The organism is Ensifer sp. GW823-FHT05D09 (assembly GCF_058795755.1).
Window position 1 is genome coordinate 1 of record NZ_JBXAIA010000020.1, and the last position, 17,589, is coordinate 17,589.

The window sequence follows — 17,589 nt, forward strand, 5'->3', positions numbered from 1 at the left end:
CGCCGTCGGCGCATCGCGCGCCGCCGTCGATGCCGGCTACGCCCCGAACGACTGGCAGGTCGGCCAGACCGGCAAGGTGGTCGCCCCCGATCTCTACATCGCCTGCGGCATCTCCGGTGCGATCCAGCATCTGGCCGGCATGAAGGACAGTAAGGTCATCGTCGCCATCAACAAGGACGAGGAGGCACCGATCTTCCAGGTCGCCGACTACGGCCTCGTCGCAGACCTGTTCGAAGCCCTGCCGGAGCTTGCAAAGGCGCTGTAACCATTCGCCAACCGCACGGCCTGAGCCTCAAGGAAAAGGGCTGGCAAAAGCGCGGACTTGGCATTAACAATCTACCGGGCCGGCCAGACCGGCCCGGTATTTTCGTATATGACGGCGGCACGGCCGCCAAAATTCTTGAAGATGGATGTTCGCCGCGATGATCAAGACGGTCGGAGTTATTGGTGCCGGGCAAATGGGCTGCGGCATTGCGCATGTTTCGGCCATGGCCGGATACAAGGTGCAGATCTACGATCTTGCCGCTGACCGCATCGAGGCGGGCCTTGCCACCGTCAACGGCAACCTTGCTCGTCAGGTGTCGTCCGGCAAAATGACCGACGAGGCCCGCAAGGCAGCACTTGCGCTGATCAAGGGTTCGTCCGACATCAACGACCTCTCGCAGGTGGACCTCGTCATCGAGGCGGTCACCGAAGACGAAACCATCAAGCGCAAGATCTACGGCCAGGTATGTCCTGTCATGAAGCCGGAAGCGCTGCTTGCGACCAACACCTCGTCGCTGTCGATCACCCGCCTGGCATCGGCCACCGATCGTCCGGAAAAGTTCATGGGCATCCATTTCATGAACCCGGTTCCGGTCATGAAGCTGGTCGAGCTCGTGCGCGGCATCGCAACCGACGAAGGCACATTCAAGGCCGCCAAGGAATTCGTCGGCACGCTCGACAAGACCGTGACCGTCGCCGAAGATTTCCCGGCCTTCATCGTCAACCGCATCCTGCTGCCGATGATCAACGAAGCGATCTACACGCTCTATGAAGGCGTCGGTACGGTCGAGGCGATCGATACCGCCATGAAGCTCGGCGCCAACCATCCGATGGGCCCGCTGCAGCTTGCCGACTTCATCGGCCTCGACACCTGCCTGTCAATCATGCAGGTGCTTCACGACGGCCTGGCGGACTCCAAGTACCGCCCCTGCCCGCTGCTGGTCAAATACGTCGAGGCAGGCTGGCTCGGCCGCAAGTCCGGTCGCGGCTTCTACGACTACCGCGGCGACGTCCCGGTGCCGACCCGCTAATCGACCCAATTCAGAAATTCCAAGCCCGGCGAAATGCCGGGCTTTTCAGTTGTCGGAGGGTGATAGCCAGGCGATCAGCTGCCGGCGGCGGGCGCGATTGCCGCGCCGATCAGCGCCTTGGCGTCGTCGCTGTCCCACGCGGCCGGGCCATTCATCGAACCGATCAGGCATCCCTTGTCGTCCAGCAGCAACGTTGCTGGCAGGCCGAAGGCAAGACCTTCCTTCTTCAGATTGTTGAAGACGCCCATCGACGCATCGCGATAGTAGCGAAGGTCATGGACTGCGGTCTCGTTGAGGAAGGCCTTCGGCTTTTCGTCGTCGCCGACATCGATGTTGATTGCGACCACCTCGAACTTGTCACTGCCGAGCGACTTCTGCAGCGCATTCAGCGCCGGCATCTCCTCGCGGCAGGGTCCGCACCAGGTGGCCCAGAGATTGACAAGCAGGGTCTTGCCCGCAAAGGCTGAAACCGTCGTCGGCTTGCCCTCAGGATCGTTGAAATCGAGCGCGATCGGGCGCGGCGACGCGGCCGGCGACATCGCGGCCACCTGCCCCTTCATGAACGGTGTCAGCGAGGTTACCTTTTCGCCGGTCAAGGGGCACACGGCAGCCGCCGTTTCGGTCGTCTCGGCATTGCCAGACCCCGTCTCCTTCACGTATACCGCAGCCGCACCGACGATCACGCCGAACACGGCGGCGAGCGCGAACAATTTCACGGCCGGGGGGGATTTCTTCTGGTCGGACATTTCATTCTCCAAGGCGGGCATTCTTCATGGCTGACGGCAATTCCGAGACGAAATCCTCCAACCAGATGTGGGGCGGTCGCTTCGCCTCGGGTCCGGACGCGATCATGGAGGAGATAAATGCCTCGATCGGCTTCGACAAGAAGCTCTATGGCCAAGACATCCGCGGCTCAATAGCGCATGCGACCATGCTTGCGCATCAAGGCATCATTTCGGCTGAGGACAAAGACAAGATCGTTCACGGTCTCAACACGATCCTGTCAGAGATCGAAAGCGGCCAGTTCGAGTTCTCGCGCCGCCTCGAAGACATCCACATGAACATCGAGGCGCGGCTTGCGACCCTGATCGGGCCGGCCGCCGGCCGGCTGCACACCGCCCGCTCGCGCAACGACCAGGTGGCGCTCGACTTCCGCCTCTGGGTCAAGGAAGAGCTGCAGCGGACCGAAAAGGCCCTGACCGGCCTGATCGCCGCCTTCCTCGACCGCGCCGAGGAACATGCCGAGACCGTCATGCCCGGCTTCACCCATCTGCAGACGGCCCAGCCCGTCACCTTCGGCCATCACTGCATGGCCTATGTCGAAATGATCGGCCGCGACCGCTCGCGCGTGCGCCACGCCATCGAGCATATGGACGAAAGCCCGATTGGTGCCGCCGCGCTTGCCGGCACCGGCTTCCCGATCGATCGCCACATGACCGCCAGCGCCCTCGGCTTCGCCGGCCCGACCCGCAACTCGATCGATACGGTTTCCGACCGCGATTTCGCGCTCGAATTCCTGTCGATCGCGGCGATCGCCGCCACCCACCTGTCGCGCCTGGCCGAAGAGATCGTCATCTGGTCGACGCCACAGTTCGGCTTCATCCGCCTGTCCGACGCGTTTTCGACCGGCTCGTCGATCATGCCACAGAAGAAGAACCCGGACGCTGCCGAACTGGTGCGCGCCAAGACCGGCCGCATCAACGGTTCGCTGATCGCCCTTCTGACCGTCATGAAGGGCCTGCCGCTCGCCTACTCCAAGGACATGCAGGAAGACAAGGAACAGGTCTTCGACGCCGCCGAGAGCCTCGAACTCGCCGTTGCCGCGATGACCGGCATGGTGCGTGACATGACCATCCGCGCCGACCGGATGAAGGCGGCTGCCGGCTCCGGCTATTCGACTGCGACCGACCTTGCCGACTGGCTGGTGCGCGAAGCGGGCCTGCCCTTCCGCGATGCCCACCACGTCACCGGCCGTGCCGTAGCCCTTGCCGAGCAGAAGACCTGCGACCTCGCCGATCTCACGCTCGAAGACCTGCAGTTGATCCATCCCCAGATCACCGCAAAGGTGTTCGATGTGTTGACTGTCGAGGCCTCGGTTGCCAGCCGCACCTCCTTCGGCGGCACGGCTCCGAACGAGGTTCGCAAGCAGATCGCCTGGTGGCGCGCCCGCAACTGATGCTTGTCCCCCGAAACTGCCCGTCGGTTTCGGGGCAACGGCCTGCCTCGACACAAGCGCCTGAAACAGGTCGCAGAATCAGGGTGCACAAGCGCTGGAAAAATCGATAAGACATCGCACCAGCATCAGTCTCCGCGAAGGAAAATCACGATGACATTCACGAAGGCGGCCCGGTTTGCGCTTCTTCTGGCGATCCCCGGGCTGGTTCTTGCCGGTTGTGGACGCAAGGGCGACCTCGACCGACCCGGCTCGACGGCACCGATCAACACCTTGACCCCTGCCGGAACCGTCGAAAAGAAAGAACAGGCAGACGACCGCCGTTTCCTGCTCGATCCCCTCCTCTAAGCCGAGCCACGCCCCGTGAATCATTTCGAATACCGCGACGGAATCCTCTACGCCGAAGACGTGCCGGTGACCGACATCGCCCGCGCCGTCGGAACGCCCTTCTACTGTTATTCGACCGCAACGCTCGAGCGGCACTACAAGGTCTTCTCCAAGGCCTTTGCCGACGTCGACGCGATGGTCTGCTACGCCATGAAGGCCAATTCCAACCAGGCGGTGCTGAAGACGCTTGCGCGCCTGGGCGCCGGCGTCGACGTCGTGTCGGGCGGTGAACTGCGCCGCGCGCTGGCCGCCGGCATTCCGGCATCCCGCATTATGTTTTCGGGTGTCGGCAAGACGCCGCAGGAAATGGATCTTGCGCTCGAAGCCGGCATCTACTGCTTCAATGTCGAGTCCGAGCCGGAACTCGAGGTCCTGAACCAGCGCGCCGTTCGCGCCGGCAAGCGCGCCCACGTGTCCTTCCGCATCAATCCGGATGTCGACGCGCGCACCCACTCGAAGATCTCGACCGGCAAGAAGGAAAACAAGTTCGGCATTTCGTGGGAGCGCGCCCGCGCGGTCTACGCCCATGCCGCAACGCTGCCGGGCATTCAGGTCACCGGTATCGACATGCATATCGGTAGCCAGATCACCGAGCTGCAGCCCTTCGATGACGCCTTCAAGCTCTTGCGCGAGCTGGTCGACACGCTGCGCAGCGACGGCCATGCGATCGATCACGTCGACATCGGCGGCGGTCTCGGCATTCCCTACAAGGAAGACAACAATCCGCCGCCGCTGCCCGACGCCTACGCCGATATCGTCAAGAACCAGTTGCAATCGCTCGGCTGCAAGATTGTCACGGAACCGGGCCGGCTGATCGTCGGCAATGCCGGCATCCTCGTGACCGAAGTCATCTACGTCAAGGATGGCGGCGACAAGACTTTCGTCATCGTCGACGGTGCCATGAACGACCTGATCCGCCCAACGCTCTATGAAGCCTATCACGAGATCAGACCGGTCCGCATCTCGGCCGCCAACGCGCCCCGCATCAAGGCTGATGTCGTCGGCCCGGTGTGCGAGACCGGCGATTATCTGGCGCTCGACCGCGAAATGGCCATGCCGAAGCCGGGCGATCTCTTCGCCATCAGCTCGGCCGGCGCCTATGGCGCCGTCCAGGCCAGCACTTACAACAGCCGGCTTCTGATCCCGGAAGTGCTGGTCAAGGGCGACCGCTTCCACGTGATTCGGCCGCGCCAGAGCTATGACGACCTGATCGGGCTCGATTCCGTCCCGGACTGGCTCGACTGACCAATCATCGGATCGAACGATGATCTGTGGATCGCCCGCCCGGGCGATCACGATTTTGTTGTCACCCTCGTCTTCGCCACAAACGATGTTATCCTGAACCTTCAATAGGTCGGTCACGAACGGTCATGAACGGCCGAAAGGGAACTTGGGCGGATGACGCAATTCCGGCAGGATGAAACGCCACAACCGAAGTCGTTTGCCAGGACGCTGGCACTGAAGAGATTTGTCGCGCGGGCGGTCCTGATCGCCGAGCAGGTTTTGCCGCGCGCCCTCGTTCCCGCTTCGATCGTCCTTTTGTTTCTGTCGGCTGCCTGGCTCGGCCTCTTCCGCATCGCTCCGCTTTGGCTGCATGCCAGCCTGCTCCTAGGCTTTCTCGTCGCCTTCGTCGCTTCGCTCGTCCCGCTGACCCGGTTGCGATTGCCTGGCAATGTCGATGCCGACCGCATGCTGGAGGAGCGCAACGACCTGCCGCACCAGGCGATCCGCGTCCAGGACGACATGCCGGCAACCGGCGGCGCTTTCGGCCAGGCGCTGTGGCGCGAACACCAGACGCGCATGGCGGGCATGATCCGCGCACTCGACACTGGGCTGCCGCGTCCCGACATTGCCCGCCACGACCCCTTTGCGCTGCGCGCCCTGCCGGTGCTGATCGCCTGCGTCGCCTTCGCCTATTCCTATTCCAACCGGGCAGGGCTGCTCTCGGACGCCTTCCACCTGCCGCAGCCTGCAAGCGAAGTCGCCGACATAAGGGTCGACGCCTGGGTGACGCCGCCCGCCTACACCGGACGCGCACCCGTCTTCCTCACCGGCCGCCAGGGCGTCACTTCCCAGGCCGACGAAACGGCTGCAATCACCATTCCGCAATTCAGCGACCTGACCGTGCGCGTCACCGGAGCCGGGGTGGAAGAGACCGTCCGCTACTCCGAGAACGGAACGGCAGAGCCGATCGTCATCCCGACCGCCGGTGAAAAACCGGACGAAAAGACTGCATCTGCAGAACCCGTCGCACAGACGGCGCCCGACAATAAGACGGTTCGCAATCACCTCTACAAGATCGTCAAGGACGGTGAGCTTTCCGTCGGGGGTCAGAAGTGGACGTTCAAGATAACCCCTGACAGCGTGCCGCAGATCGCCTTCGACGGCGTGCCGAAGCCGACGCCCAACGCGTCGCTCGACATCACGTTCCTCGCATCCGACGACTATGGGATCGCGCAGGCCTGGGCCGAGATCAAGCCGCTGGATGAGCCTGTGAAGGACGCACGGCCGCTCTATCCGCTTCCCGAATACCGGCTCGATCTGCCGCGCCGCAATGCCCGCGAGGCCAAGGGCACGACCAGCCGCAACCTCAGCGAACATCCGCTCGCCGGCAAGCGCGTTCGCATCACGCTCGTTGCCCGCGATGCCGCCGGACAAGAAGGTCGCAGTGTGCCGCAGGACATGATCCTGCCGGCACGGCAATTCTTCAACCCCTTGGCAGGCTCCGTCGCTGAGCAGCGCCAGGTCTTCGCCCTCAACGCGAACGACCTGGCGCGGGCGATCGACCTCAATGACGCGATCGCCAGTTTCGCCGAGGAAACGATCCCCAATCTTACCCATTTCCTGCTGTTGAAATCGGCCCGCTCGCGCATGGCCCTGGCCCACAACGACGACATGCTGCGCGATGCGGCCAAACATCTCTGGGAAATCGCGCTTGGCATCGAAGACGGCGATCTGTCGCTTGCCGACCGTCGCCTGCGCGATGCACAGCAGGCGCTCTCGGATGCGCTCGAGCGCAATGCGCCCGACGAGGAAATCGCCAAGCTGATGAAGGAACTGCGCGAAGCGATGCAGGAGTACATGCAGGCGCTTGCCAAGGAAGCGGCGAAAAACCCGCGCATGGCTGCCAATCCGGATCAAAACAATGTTCTGCGCCAGCAGGATCTGGAAAAGATGATGAACCAGATCGAGAACCTGGCGCGCTCGGGCGCGCGCGATCAGGCCCGCCAGATGTTGTCCGAACTACAGCGGATGATGAACAATCTGCAGGCCGGCCGCGGCCAACAACAGCAGGGCGAACAGAACAGCGCCATGCGCCAGCAGATGGACAAGCTCGGACAGCTGATGCAGGAGCAGCAGCGACTGATGGACGAGACGTTCAAGCTCGACCAGGCGCAGCGCGACCGCATGCAGCGCGGTGACCCGCTGCAGGGCGAGGACAACGAGCTCTACGGCCAGGACATGCCACAGGATCCGGGCCAGCGCGGTGACGAAAACGGCGAGCCAAACCCGCTTGACGACATGACGGCCGAGCAACTGAAGGAAGCGCTGAAGCAGCTGAAGCAGCAGCAGGACGCACTGGGCAAGCAGCTCGGTGAACTGCAGAAAGGGCTGGAAAGCCTCGGCATCAAGCCGGGCAAGGGTTTCGGCGACGCCAAGCGCGAAATGGACGGCGCCTCCGGGTCTCTCGGCAAGGGCCAGGGCGAACCGGCCGTCGGCAGCCAGGGCCGCGCACTGCAGGCGTTGCGCGAAGGCGCCCAGGACATGATGAACCAGATGCAGGCCCAGGGACAGGGACCGGGTCAGGGCGTGCCACAATATGGGCAGAACGGCCGCGATCCGCTCGGCCGGCGCCAACAGAATGCCGGTCCTGACTTCGGCGACCAGGTCAAGGTGCCGGATGAAATCGATACCCAGCGGGCGCGCGAGATTCTCGACGAGATCCGCCGCCGGCTCGGCAACACCCTGTCGCCGGAAGCCGAGCGGCAATACCTCGAGCGATTGCTCGACATGCGCTGACCCTCGATCAGAAAAACAGCCGGAAACAACAACGCCCTTGGCGCGGAACCGCGCCAAGGGCGTCTTCAATTTGTAAGATCGTCAGACCGCCAAGGCACTGCCCGCATTCGGGCCGCGGGACAGAGACGTCAGGCAGCCAGCGCCTGTGCCACGGCCTTGCGGATATCTGGCAGAGAAAAGGGCTTGGAGATGACGTCGACGATCTTGTCGGCGAGATCGTCGGCTCGTTCGCGTTGCTCGGCATAGCCGGTCATCAGCAGGATCTTCATCGCCGGAAAGGCGGCGGACGCCTGGTGGGTCAACTCGATACCGTCCATCACGGGCATGCGGATGTCCGAAAGAAGCAGATCGAAATTCTCGGTCTGCAGGCAAGCAAGTCCGTCTGCGCCGTCTCCAGCCTCCACGGTCTCATGCCCATCGAGCCTCAGGGCTCGCGCGACGAACGAGCGCAATGCATCCTCGTCCTCGGTAATCAGGATCTTCGCCATCATGGCCTCCCGCGTTCGCTGCGACGGCACGGCTCTATCGCGGAGAGACCGGCCCATTCCAATGGATACGGCAACGCTCACGAGAAATGTGACGGCAGGCCGCAGCGGCGCGCAAGACCCTTGAGGGGACGAAGCGCGACACGCCCCCAAACAACCAGCTTTTTCTTTGTGTTCGGTAAACGCCGGGCGGCTGGATTTCGGAATGTCGGATCGGCAGGCCCGGTTCCGGGCGATCTCGGAGGTCGTTGCAGCGCCACGGTCGCAAATGCCGCAGCGCTGCCTACTCTCGCCTTTTACTCGGCGTCGCCGGTGACAACACCCACGAACGGCAATTCGCGGAACGCATAGGCGACGTCCATGCCGTAACCGACGACGAAGTGATCAGGGCATTCGAAGCCGACATAATCGGCCTCAAGTTCGACCTTGCGCTTCACGCGCTTGTCGAGCAGCACCGCGATCGTGACGTTGCGGGCGCCGCGCTCGAACATCAGTTCCTTGGCAAAGCGCAGGGTGCGGCCGGATTCCAGAATATCGTCGATCAGAAGCACGTCGCGGCCATGCACGTCGCTGTCGATGTCCTTGATGATCTTCACGCCCTGGGAGACCGTGCCAAGCCCGTAGCTCGACAGCGTGATGAACTCGACCTCAGGTGCAAGCCCGGTATTGTGCATGGCGCGGATCAGGTCTGCGGCGAAGATGAACGAGCCCTTCAACACCGCGATCACCAGCAGATCCTTGTGGGGACCTTCGACGATCATGTCGGCAAGCTCGGTGTTGCGTGCGGCGATCGTTTCTGCCGTGTAAAGGGGCTCGATATTCTTTCCGCGAACGACGGGCATGCGGTTTCTCCAGCGTTTCTTCCGGAAGACCAGCGCCTTCCCTTTCGCGCCCGCTTAGCACAATCAGCGCGCGGAGACACCGTTTTCGGCGAAGGAAACCTTCACTTCCGGCATTTTTCCACCTGCATATGGGAGCCTGGTCACGAAGCGGCGGCTCTCGCCGGGCGAAATGGCAGCGCCCTCCGGCATCAGTCGCGTCGCCGTAACCTTGCGGCCGTTGTTGACAATATCCACCACGATCAACGGCAAGCGCTGCAGGTCGGAGGAGGAATTGTCGATGGAGCCGTAGACGGAAAGTACCCGCATGCCGCCGGAATAATCGAGCGAGGCGGTGACGTCGGAGATGGCGAGCGGATCGCGCGCAACCCCGTCACCGGTCGAAAGCGCGACAATGCCCGCAAAGACCGCAAGCGCGAAACCGGCGACAAGCCCCGTAAACTGGCGGGCCGGCATGGCGCGCAGCCGCGCCTCGGCGAAGGACAGCAGACGCCTTGCCGCGGTCTGCTCGTCGCGAACGACCGTCAGGATCGGGGCATCGCGTCGGGTATGCTTGCTGTCGTTGAAAACCGGATAGGGATTGCGACGGGCCGTCGTCGAAACCGTCTCGAACTCTGCCTCGATGTAGTCGACGCGGCGCGCGGCGGTTGCAGGCTCTCGCCGGGCGCGGTCCGGCGGAAGCAGATCGGCATAGGCCGTGGCGCCAGCCGTTTTCGTGCGGAATGCCTGCATCGCTTTTCCTCCCGGATCGCCGACGGACGTACCATCAGTGCGAAACCATCGGGCAATGCGCCGATCCCGTGCGGTGCAAGAATCTGGGCATTGCATCAAATCTTTCCGACACGTAAACCAAAATGGTTAATGCTTCGGAAAGAGGTCGCGAAACCGGCGTCTTTTCATGAAAAATTAACCGCTGCTTAACCATGGTTCCGCTGGCCGTTTTGCCTTTCGTTGCTTGTCGTCCTATGCGCAGATGACCGGCCTTCAGCAAAACTGCATGGGTCGTGAGAGAGACTGGGCTACCCTTTGATTCATTTTGAGAACGTCGGATTGCGTTATGGTATGGGGCCGGAAATTCTTCGGGACCTGACCTTCGATATTCCGCGTCGGTCGTTCCAGTTCCTGACCGGCCCATCCGGCGCCGGCAAGACGACGCTTCTGCGCCTGCTCTTCCTCTCATTGCAGCCGACGCGCGGCCTGATCCGCATGTTCGACCGCAACATTTCGTCGATCCCGCGCGAAGAATTCCCGATGCTGCGCCGCCGTGTCGGTATCGTTTTCCAGGATTTTCGCCTGCTCGACCACCTGACGACCTATGAAAACGTCGCCCTCCCCTTGCGCGTGCGCGGCAAGGACGAATCGAGCTACCGCGCCGACGTTCTGGAACTGCTGAAATGGGTCGGCCTTGGCGAACGTATCAATGTGCTGCCGCCGGTGCTGTCGGGCGGTGAGAAGCAGCGCGCCGCCATCGCGCGGGCGCTGATCGACCGCCCCGAAATCCTGCTCGCGGATGAGCCGACCGGCAACGTCGATCCGCCGATGGCCCGCCGTCTCCTCAACCTCTTCCTCGAGCTCAACCGGCTCGGCACAGCCGTCGTCATCGCCACACACGATCTGTCGCTGATGGATCAGGTCGAGGCGCGGCGCATGATCCTTTCGCAAGGGCGGCTCGATATCTATGAGTGAGAGCCGCACCAAACGCACCCACGAGGTGCCGGAGCAACAACCGGAACCGCAGCAGCAGCCACGCCGTACCGAGATGCGCGTGCGCCCGATGGGGCCCATTGTTCCCTCGACGAACGTCTCCGGCCACGCGCTGATGTGCGTCATCGCCATCATGTCGTTCCTCGCCTGCCTGACGCTCGGCGGCGTCAGCATGGTGCGGGCCACGGCACAAAGCTGGCAGAGCCAGATTTCCCGCGAGATCACCATCCAGATCAAGCCGGATGACAATCTCGACATGGAAAAGGCGCTGGCCGACGCGCGCGACCTGGCTCTGACCTTCAGTGGCGCGACCGGTGGCAACATCGTCGACCGGGCAGCCACCGCACGCCTGCTCGAACCCTGGCTTGGCGAGGGCCTCGACCTCGACGAATTGCCGGTTCCACGCCTTGTCATCATCACCATCGATGAAAACAACCCTCCCGATTTCGCCGCCATGCGCAAGGCGCTGACCGAGATCATCCCCCAGGCCTTTCTCGACGATCACCGCACCTGGGTCGACCGGCTGGTGGCGATGGCCAACACCACCGCGATGATCGGCACCGGCGTGCTCGTCCTTGTCTTTTCGACCATGGTACTGACGGTCATCTTCGCCACGCGCGGGGCTCTCTCCGGAAACCGCCATATCGTCGAAGTGCTGCATTTCGTCGGCGCCGAGGCCGGTTTTGTGGCGTCGGAATTCCAGAAACATTTCCTGAGGATAAGCCTCAAGGGGGCCGGTGCCGGCGGGCTGCTGGCCGCACTGTTCTTCGCGCTTGCCGGCTATTGGCAATCCCGCACCCTCGCAACCCCGGAAACCGATCAGGCGACAGCCCTCTTCGGCACGTTCACCATCGGTTACGGTGGGTATCTCGGCATTCTTGCCATCATGATCGTGATTGCGGTGTTGACGACGCTGACGGCGCGGCTCACGGTAACCCGCACGATCTATGAGATCGACCTGATCCGCTCCGACCCCGGACGCACGGATACCTACCAAAGCTGACGCCCCGATGTTTCGCCTTTATTCGATCCATGACTTGCCGCAATCTGGCGCTATCTGAAGAGAATCATGATGGCGCAAGGACTTCGCGGGAGCGGGATGGCCGGAGGAGGTAAATGGCAAGGCGGGGCCGAGCAGGAACGCCGACGCCGTGGTCCTTTGCGCAAAATTCTCCGCCGGACGTTCTTCATTCTGCTTGTGCCGTTTGCGATCGTCGTCGCAGCCTTCCTCAACTTCGCCGACACCGTCGCCTCGCTGCAGCCACCCGACAACCCGAAGGCAGAGGCGATCGTCGTCCTGACCGGCGGCTTCCAGCGCATCGACCAGGCGGTCGATCTGCTGAAGTCCGGGGCCGGCAAAAGGCTGCTGATTTCGGGCGTGCACCCGGCAACGACAGGCAGCCAGATCCGGCGCAACACCCAAAGCTCGGCCGATCTCTTCAAATGCTGCGTCGACATCGGTCACGAGGCAATCGACACGATCGGCAACGCAACCGAGGCCAGCCAGTGGATCAGCGACCGCGGCTACAAGCGCGTGCTTGTCGTGACCAACAATTACCATATGCCGCGTAGCCTGCTGGAGCTGCGCCGCGCCCGGCCGGAGACCGAATTCATCGCCTATCCCGTCGTCAATTCCGATCTCAAGACGACGAACTGGCTGCGCAATCCGATGGTGCTGAAATCGATCCTGCTGGAATTCGGCAAATATACCGTCGCCTCCGTGCGCGACATCGCCGGCGCCCGGCCGGCGAGCGGTTTGCGCACCGTTCCCTCGCGGGCGACACCGGCCGAAGAATAGACGTCGGCACGCTTCCATCAGCAAAGTGAGAACGAGCGGTTTTCCTGCGGCGTTTATTCGTGTACGCAGCGATCCACCGGTCCACGGGCCGGATATAACTGAACTCGCCTCTCGAGAGCCTGCTGATGATCGTCCTGCGTTCGGTCCTTTTCAATCTGGTCTTTTACGTCAATCTGATCCTGCAGATGATCGTCTTTACGCCGGCCTATTTTCTGGTGTCGCGAAAGACGGCCTGGTTCGTTCCGAAGAACTGGGCGCGCAGCAATCACTGGCTGTTCGAAAAGATGGTGGGCACGACCTTCGAGATCGAGGGTTTGGAGAATATTCCGAAGAGCGGCTACATCTTTGCGCCCAAGCACCAGTCGTTCTGGGACGTCTACGCGCTCCTGCCCTGGCTGAACGACCCCTTCTTCATTCTCAAGCGCGAGCTGACCTGGATCCCGCTCTTTGGCTGGTACATCCGCAAGCAGCGCATGGTGCCGGTGAACCGGGCTGCCCGTGGCCGCGCCATGACCGAGGTCATGGATCGTGCCAAGCAGGAAATGGCCTCCGGCCGCGAGCTGATCATCTATCCCGAGGGCACCCGCCGTCCGCCCGGCGCGCCGCCGCACTACAAGTATGGCATCGCCCGGCTCTATCGCGACCTGAATGTGCCTGTCGTGCCGGTCGCCATGCATCCCGGCCTGTTCTGGCCGCGCCGCAAGTTCCTGCGCTTCCCCGGTCATTTCAAGGTGCGCGTGCTGCCGCCGATCGAGGCCGGCCTCGATCCGGACGAATTCCTCGCCCGGCTGATCGAGGTGACCGAGACGGCAAGCGACGAGCTTCTGCTCGAGACCGTCAGGGACAACCCGCATCTGCCGCTGCCTCCGACGGCAAAGCAGCGCCTCGCCGAATTGAAGGCGATGGGGCGCAGCTAGATCGGCTGCAGCTGCGCTGCAGCCGGCGACTTCGCGTTCAGCGTCGCCACGACTTCTTCGAGCCAATGATCGCGAATGCCCATCTCTTTGAGGTGGGCAAGCGTGTTGAACACATATTCGCTGTTCGGGCCTGACTTTCCCGACGAGACGGCGACGATCGCCGCCGCTTCCGGGGCGCTGAGCGCGCCGGCATATTGCACATGGGCGCGATCGATCACGTAGGCCAGCGCCGGGACGCGCCGCCCGTCGGCAAGCTGCACCGGCATCGTCTTTTCCTTGTAGACATGGGTGACGAGCTCGCGCTCGCGCAGGTAGTCGATGACTCCAGCCTTGTCGCCGCCGTCGACGCGAAAGGCCGTGCCGATGCAGGAGCCGCCATAGTCGAGCCCGAGCACCAGGCCTGGCCGCTGCTGCGTGCCGCGGTGGACCCACGAGCGCACGCACAACGCCCGGCGATAGCCGAACGCACGCGCCGTCGATCGTTCCTCGAACCGGAAGCCCGGGTTCCACATCAGCGACCCGTAGCCAAAGACCCAAAATTCGTCCATATCCACTGTCATTCAATCCGCGCTGTCTGCTCGTCGGCTCATCGGTGGCCAGCCATGTCGGTTTTTCTACGGCACAGCATCCCGGCACGGAAGAGACAAGTCGTCCCCGTGCATAGAATGAAAGATAATAAGCAGGATCGGCGGCGCCACCCGAAAGGCGGCCGCGGTCTCAAGTTTTGTGGAGTACGCGCTATCATGACCGCCACCGCAGTCGCCAATCCCTCGCCGGTCGCCCGCAAGTTCCGCTGGCTGATCGCCGGCATCGTAATCGTCTGCGCCGCCTACTCGGCCGGCTGGTTCGTCGTGGCCGACCAGGTCGAAAAGCGCCTGACGGCACATCTGGCAGACGGCCGGGCAAACGGGCTTGGTGGCGAATGCATCAACATGGATGTGCGCGGCTTCCCCTTCCGCATCGGCCTCTTCTGCGACAAGGTCAATCTCGACGACACTCGCCGCGGCGCCTCCGCCTCCTTCGGGGCGCTTCGCACGGCAGCCCAGGTGTACCAGCCCGGCCATGCGATCATCGAGCTCGACGGCCCGGCTGAACTGCGCGTGGCGCCCGACCTCAAAGTGTCGGCTGACTGGACGCTGCTGCATGCCAGCGTCCGCGCGACGCTCTCGGGGCTCGACCGCAGCTCGCTCACCTATGACAACCTGACCGGCACTGTGCGCCTTCCCGTGAGCGGCGACAGCTTCGGTTTCGGCGCAAGCCACGGCGAAGTGCATTTGCGCCGCAACGGCAACGACCTCGACGCAGCCTTGAGCGTCGACAAGCTCGACCTCCGCCCGGAAAACGGCGCGAACTTCGCGCCGCCCGCCAACATCGCCGCCGACCTCACATTCGTCGACAAGGCAAGCTGGATGGGCTCGGGCATCCCGACGCCGGCCATGCTGCGCGGCAGCAAGGGGGAACTGCGCCAGATGACACTCGACCTCGGCTCCGGCATGAACGCCAAGCTGTCAGGTCCTTTCTCGGTCAACGACCAGGGGCTGATTTCCGGTGAACTTTCGCTGACGATGAGCAACATCGATGCCTGGCGCCAGAACCTTGTCACGCTCATCCCTGACGACGCGAACCTCGTCAACAACACCGCCAACATGCTGAAGGCCCTTGCCAACGGCAAGAACGAGGCGACGGTGAAGCTCAACGTGCGCGACGGCACCGCCTTCCTCGCCTTCATCCCGATCGGCGTGCTGCCGACGCTCTGATCAAGAGCGGCGCCTCCTGCGGCATTGACAGGAGAAGCGGGAATAGAAAAGCCCGGGTCGTGGATCAATCCACCACCCGGGCTTTCTTGTGCACAATGACTATTTCTGGTCCATCGCGTGGCGGCCGAAGTCGGGCATGGCCGTATCCTGGCCGGCCTGAATGATCGAGCGGCGGATCGCGCGGGTGCGGGTGAAGAGATCGAACAGCTTGTCGCCGTCGCCCCAGCGGATTGCCCGCTGCAGATAGGCAAGGTCCTCGGAAAACCGCGACAGCATTTCCAGGATCGCATCCTTGTTGTGCAGGCAGACATCGCGCCACATGGTCGGGTCGGATGCGGCAAGACGCGTGAAGTCACGGAAACCGGACGCGGAATATTTGATGACTTCGGATTCGGTCACCGCCTCCAGATCATCCGCCGTGCCGACGATGTTGTAGGCGATGATGTGCGGCAGGTGCGAGACGATCGCCAAGACCTTGTCGTGATGCTCGGCATCCATTTCCTCGACCATCGAGCCAAGCGTTTCCCAGAACCGCCGCAGCCGGGCGATCGCTTCCTCGTCCTGGCCGGGAGGCGGCGTCAGGATACACCAGCGGCCGCGGAATAGGCCAACGAAGCCGGCATCCGGGCCGGAGTGCTCGGTACCGGCAATCGGATGGCCCGGCACGAAATGCACGGTGTCGGGCAGATGCGGCGCCATCTGGGCGATGACCGAGCCCTTGGTCGAGCCGACATCGGTGACGATCGCACCCGGCTTCAGGTGGGCGGCAATTTCCTGAGCGACTGCACCCGACGCACCAACCGGCACCGAGACGATGACGAGATCGGCACCGCGCACCGCGTCGGCAGCCGACAGCGTATAGCGGTCGCCAAGTCCAAGCTCTTCGGCACGCGCAAGCGTCGCCTCGCTGCGGGTGGAAATCACCAGGGCCCCGGCAAGCTGCTTCTCGCGGATCTCCCTGGCAATCGAAGAGCCGATGAGGCCGATGCCGATAAGCGCGATCGTTTCAAACTGCTGTGTCATCATTTCCGTCCCATGAAATCTGTCAGTGCCGCGATCGCGCCCTCATTGGCCTCCTGCGAGCCGATGGTCATGCGCAAGGCATTGGGAAAGCCGTAGGCTGCAACCGCGCGCAGGATGTAGCCGCGAGCGGTGAGGAACGTGTCCGCGTCGATCGCGCGCTTGCCGTCCTCGTCCGGGAAGTGGATGAGCACGAAGTTGGTCACCGATGGCGTCAGCGTGAGGCCGAGCGCCTCCAGCGCGCGGCTGACGTGCTCCAGCCAGGTCAGGTTATGGTCCACGGCTTTAGCGACGAAGGCCTGATCGCGCACGGCAGCGGCACCGGCTGCGATCGATACCGCACTGAGGTTGAACGGCCCGCGCACCCGGTCGACCGCGTCGATCACTTCCGGAGGCGCGTACATCCAGCCGATGCGCAGGCCGGCAAGCCCGTAAATCTTGGAGAAAGTGCGGGTCATGACGACGTTGCGGTTGGCCGACACCAGTTCGAGCCCGGCCGCATAATCGTTACGGCGAACATATTCGGCATAGGCAGCATCGAGCACCAGAAGCACGCCCTCGGGCAGACCCGCATGCAGGCGGCGGACTTCGTCGACCGGGATATAGGTGCCGGTCGGGTTCGCGGGATTGGCGAGGAAGACCATCTTCGTGCGCTCGGTCACGGCAGCGAGGATCGCGTCGACGTCGACCGTCGCATTCCGTTCCTTGACCGTAACGGGTATGCCGCCGGCGGCGGTGATCTGGATCTTGTAGACCAGGAACCCGTGTTCGGTGATAACGCCCTCGTCGCCGGGCGAAAGGTATGTCTGGCAGAGCAGGCCGAGCAATTCGTCCGAACCGTTGCCGCACAGGATGTTTGCCGGATTGAGCCCATGCACGGCGCCGATCGCCTCGCGCAGCGCCCGCGCCTGACCGTCGGGGTAGCGCTCCAGATTGAAGGCGGCCGCCTGGAAGGCTTCGATCGCGCTCGGGCTCGCGCCGAGCGGCGTCTCGTTGGAGGAAAGCTTGTGAACCTTGGCGACGCCGGGGGCATGCTCCTTGCCGGGCACATAGGCGGCAATATCCAGTATGCCGGGACGCGGCTGCGGGCTCTTGGAGGCAAGGCTCATGGGGTCAGCTTTCAAGGCAGGAAAGAAGGCCAAGCCAATACCGGCGCAATCGGGATTTGTCGAGGGTCGGCAGGCCCTGTGAGGG

18 protein-coding genes are annotated in these 17,589 nt (G+C 63.1%); 11 read left to right on the top strand and 7 right to left on the bottom strand.

The annotated features are described in order from the left end of the window. Both AC1Q80_RS30480 and AC1Q80_RS30485 read left to right on the top strand, forming a co-directional pair. Positions 1-265: electron transfer flavoprotein subunit alpha/FixB family protein (locus tag AC1Q80_RS30480; protein ID WP_492362900.1), on the top strand; the 265-nt coding region annotated here is incomplete at its 5' end. Between the two features lie 157 nt (positions 266-422). Then, entirely contained in the window at positions 423-1,295 is an 873-nt protein-coding gene (locus AC1Q80_RS30485; protein WP_173423506.1) for a 3-hydroxybutyryl-CoA dehydrogenase, read from the top strand. A 74-nt stretch (positions 1,296-1,369) separates the two neighbouring features. Here AC1Q80_RS30485 and tlpA read toward each other — a convergent pair whose 3' ends face one another. Next, positions 1,370-2,041, bottom strand: coding sequence for a thiol:disulfide interchange protein TlpA (gene tlpA / locus AC1Q80_RS30490; protein WP_173423507.1), 672 nt, complete (start codon positions 2,039-2,041; stop codon positions 1,370-1,372). Between the two features lie 26 nt (positions 2,042-2,067). Between tlpA and argH the strand changes: the two genes are divergently transcribed. The 4 genes from argH to AC1Q80_RS30510 all read left to right on the top strand — a co-directional run bounded on the left by argH (position 2,068) and on the right by AC1Q80_RS30510 (position 7,875). Continuing rightward, positions 2,068-3,471 carry an argininosuccinate lyase gene (gene argH / locus AC1Q80_RS30495; RefSeq protein WP_492362901.1) on the top strand — a complete coding sequence of 468 codons (1,404 nt, stop codon included), beginning with the start codon at positions 2,068-2,070 and terminating at the stop codon, positions 3,469-3,471. Positions 3,472-3,621: 150 nt separating this feature from the next. Then, a complete protein-coding gene (gene lptM / locus AC1Q80_RS30500) occupies positions 3,622-3,816 on the top strand; it encodes an LPS translocon maturation chaperone LptM (protein ID WP_077501004.1) in 195 nt (64 codons plus the stop codon). A gap of 15 nt (positions 3,817-3,831) precedes the next feature. Continuing rightward, positions 3,832-5,100 carry a diaminopimelate decarboxylase gene (gene lysA, locus AC1Q80_RS30505; RefSeq protein ID WP_173423509.1) on the top strand — a complete coding sequence of 423 codons (1,269 nt, stop codon included), beginning with the start codon at positions 3,832-3,834 and terminating at the stop codon, positions 5,098-5,100. Between the two features lie 153 nt (positions 5,101-5,253). Further along, the gene (locus AC1Q80_RS30510) at positions 5,254-7,875 is read left to right on the top strand and encodes a TIGR02302 family protein (protein WP_492362902.1); all 2,622 of its coding nucleotides are present in this window, start codon (positions 5,254-5,256) and stop codon (positions 7,873-7,875) included. A 128-nt stretch (positions 7,876-8,003) separates the two neighbouring features. Here the strand turns inward: AC1Q80_RS30510 and AC1Q80_RS30515 are convergent, their stop codons facing one another. From AC1Q80_RS30515 to AC1Q80_RS30525, 3 genes are all read right to left on the bottom strand, one after another. Next, entirely contained in the window at positions 8,004-8,363 is a 360-nt protein-coding gene (locus tag AC1Q80_RS30515; RefSeq protein ID WP_173423511.1) for a response regulator, read from the bottom strand. 293 nt (positions 8,364-8,656) lie between these two features. Beyond that, positions 8,657-9,202: a hypoxanthine phosphoribosyltransferase gene (hpt, locus tag AC1Q80_RS30520; RefSeq protein ID WP_173423512.1), complete on the bottom strand. Its 546-nt coding sequence runs from the start codon at positions 9,200-9,202 to the stop codon at positions 8,657-8,659. Positions 9,203-9,265: 63 nt separating this feature from the next. After that, positions 9,266-9,931 carry a hypothetical protein gene (locus AC1Q80_RS30525; protein ID WP_492362903.1) on the bottom strand — a complete coding sequence of 222 codons (666 nt, stop codon included), beginning with the start codon at positions 9,929-9,931 and terminating at the stop codon, positions 9,266-9,268. Positions 9,932-10,225: 294 nt separating this feature from the next. Between AC1Q80_RS30525 and ftsE the strand changes: the two genes are divergently transcribed. The 4 genes from ftsE to AC1Q80_RS30545 all read left to right on the top strand — a co-directional run bounded on the left by ftsE (position 10,226) and on the right by AC1Q80_RS30545 (position 13,618). After that, positions 10,226-10,885: a cell division ATP-binding protein FtsE gene (ftsE, locus tag AC1Q80_RS30530; protein WP_063934108.1), complete on the top strand. Its 660-nt coding sequence runs from the start codon at positions 10,226-10,228 to the stop codon at positions 10,883-10,885. Positions 10,886-10,958: 73 nt separating this feature from the next. Beyond that, entirely contained in the window at positions 10,959-11,906 is a 948-nt protein-coding gene (locus AC1Q80_RS30535) for a cell division protein FtsX (protein WP_412728434.1), read from the top strand. 96 nt (positions 11,907-12,002) lie between these two features. Next, positions 12,003-12,701 carry a YdcF family protein gene (locus AC1Q80_RS30540; protein ID WP_492362904.1) on the top strand — a complete coding sequence of 233 codons (699 nt, stop codon included), beginning with the start codon at positions 12,003-12,005 and terminating at the stop codon, positions 12,699-12,701. A 125-nt stretch (positions 12,702-12,826) separates the two neighbouring features. Beyond that, positions 12,827-13,618 carry a lysophospholipid acyltransferase family protein gene (locus AC1Q80_RS30545; protein WP_209793167.1) on the top strand — a complete coding sequence of 264 codons (792 nt, stop codon included), beginning with the start codon at positions 12,827-12,829 and terminating at the stop codon, positions 13,616-13,618. Here the strand turns inward: AC1Q80_RS30545 and AC1Q80_RS30550 are convergent. Then, positions 13,615-14,178: a gamma-glutamylcyclotransferase gene (locus AC1Q80_RS30550; RefSeq protein ID WP_492362905.1), complete on the bottom strand. Its 564-nt coding sequence runs from the start codon at positions 14,176-14,178 to the stop codon at positions 13,615-13,617. The two genes, AC1Q80_RS30545 and AC1Q80_RS30550, sit on opposite strands and share 4 nt — an antisense overlap. Positions 14,179-14,361: 183 nt before the next feature. On the opposite strand from AC1Q80_RS30550, the gene AC1Q80_RS30555 reads away from it, so the two are divergent. Beyond that, a complete protein-coding gene (locus AC1Q80_RS30555; protein WP_492362906.1) occupies positions 14,362-15,375 on the top strand; it encodes a DUF2125 domain-containing protein in 1,014 nt (337 codons plus the stop codon). A 99-nt stretch (positions 15,376-15,474) separates the two neighbouring features. Here AC1Q80_RS30555 and AC1Q80_RS30560 read toward each other — a convergent pair whose 3' ends face one another. Together AC1Q80_RS30560 and hisC are read right to left on the bottom strand one after the other, a co-directional pair. Then, a complete protein-coding gene (locus AC1Q80_RS30560; RefSeq protein WP_492362907.1) occupies positions 15,475-16,401 on the bottom strand; it encodes a prephenate/arogenate dehydrogenase family protein in 927 nt (308 codons plus the stop codon). Further along, entirely contained in the window at positions 16,398-17,504 is a 1,107-nt protein-coding gene (hisC, locus tag AC1Q80_RS30565) for a histidinol-phosphate transaminase (RefSeq protein WP_492362908.1), read from the bottom strand. The genes AC1Q80_RS30560 and hisC overlap by 4 nt, the downstream gene beginning before the upstream one ends. Positions 17,505-17,589 lie beyond the last annotated feature (85 nt).

Coding starts and splice junctions, on each gene's coding strand:
- AC1Q80_RS30485 (WP_173423506.1), top strand. CDS start 423: ATGATCAAGACGGTCGGAGTTATTGGTGCCGGGCAAATGGGCTGCGGC.
- tlpA (WP_173423507.1), bottom strand. CDS start 2,041: ATGTCCGACCAGAAGAAATCCCCCCCGGCCGTGAAATTGTTCGCGCTC.
- argH (WP_492362901.1), top strand. CDS start 2,068: ATGGCTGACGGCAATTCCGAGACGAAATCCTCCAACCAGATGTGGGGC.
- lptM (WP_077501004.1), top strand. CDS start 3,622: ATGACATTCACGAAGGCGGCCCGGTTTGCGCTTCTTCTGGCGATCCCC.
- AC1Q80_RS30510 (WP_492362902.1), top strand. CDS start 5,254: ATGACGCAATTCCGGCAGGATGAAACGCCACAACCGAAGTCGTTTGCC.
- AC1Q80_RS30515 (WP_173423511.1), bottom strand. CDS start 8,363: ATGGCGAAGATCCTGATTACCGAGGACGAGGATGCATTGCGCTCGTTC.
- hpt (WP_173423512.1), bottom strand. CDS start 9,202: ATGCCCGTCGTTCGCGGAAAGAATATCGAGCCCCTTTACACGGCAGAA.
- AC1Q80_RS30525 (WP_492362903.1), bottom strand. CDS start 9,931: ATGCAGGCATTCCGCACGAAAACGGCTGGCGCCACGGCCTATGCCGAT.
- AC1Q80_RS30535 (WP_412728434.1), top strand. CDS start 10,959: ATGCGCGTGCGCCCGATGGGGCCCATTGTTCCCTCGACGAACGTCTCC.
- AC1Q80_RS30540 (WP_492362904.1), top strand. CDS start 12,003: ATGGCCGGAGGAGGTAAATGGCAAGGCGGGGCCGAGCAGGAACGCCGA.
- AC1Q80_RS30545 (WP_209793167.1), top strand. CDS start 12,827: ATGATCGTCCTGCGTTCGGTCCTTTTCAATCTGGTCTTTTACGTCAAT.
- AC1Q80_RS30550 (WP_492362905.1), bottom strand. CDS start 14,178: ATGACAGTGGATATGGACGAATTTTGGGTCTTTGGCTACGGGTCGCTG.
- AC1Q80_RS30555 (WP_492362906.1), top strand. CDS start 14,362: ATGACCGCCACCGCAGTCGCCAATCCCTCGCCGGTCGCCCGCAAGTTC.
- AC1Q80_RS30560 (WP_492362907.1), bottom strand. CDS start 16,401: ATGATGACACAGCAGTTTGAAACGATCGCGCTTATCGGCATCGGCCTC.
- hisC (WP_492362908.1), bottom strand. CDS start 17,504: ATGAGCCTTGCCTCCAAGAGCCCGCAGCCGCGTCCCGGCATACTGGAT.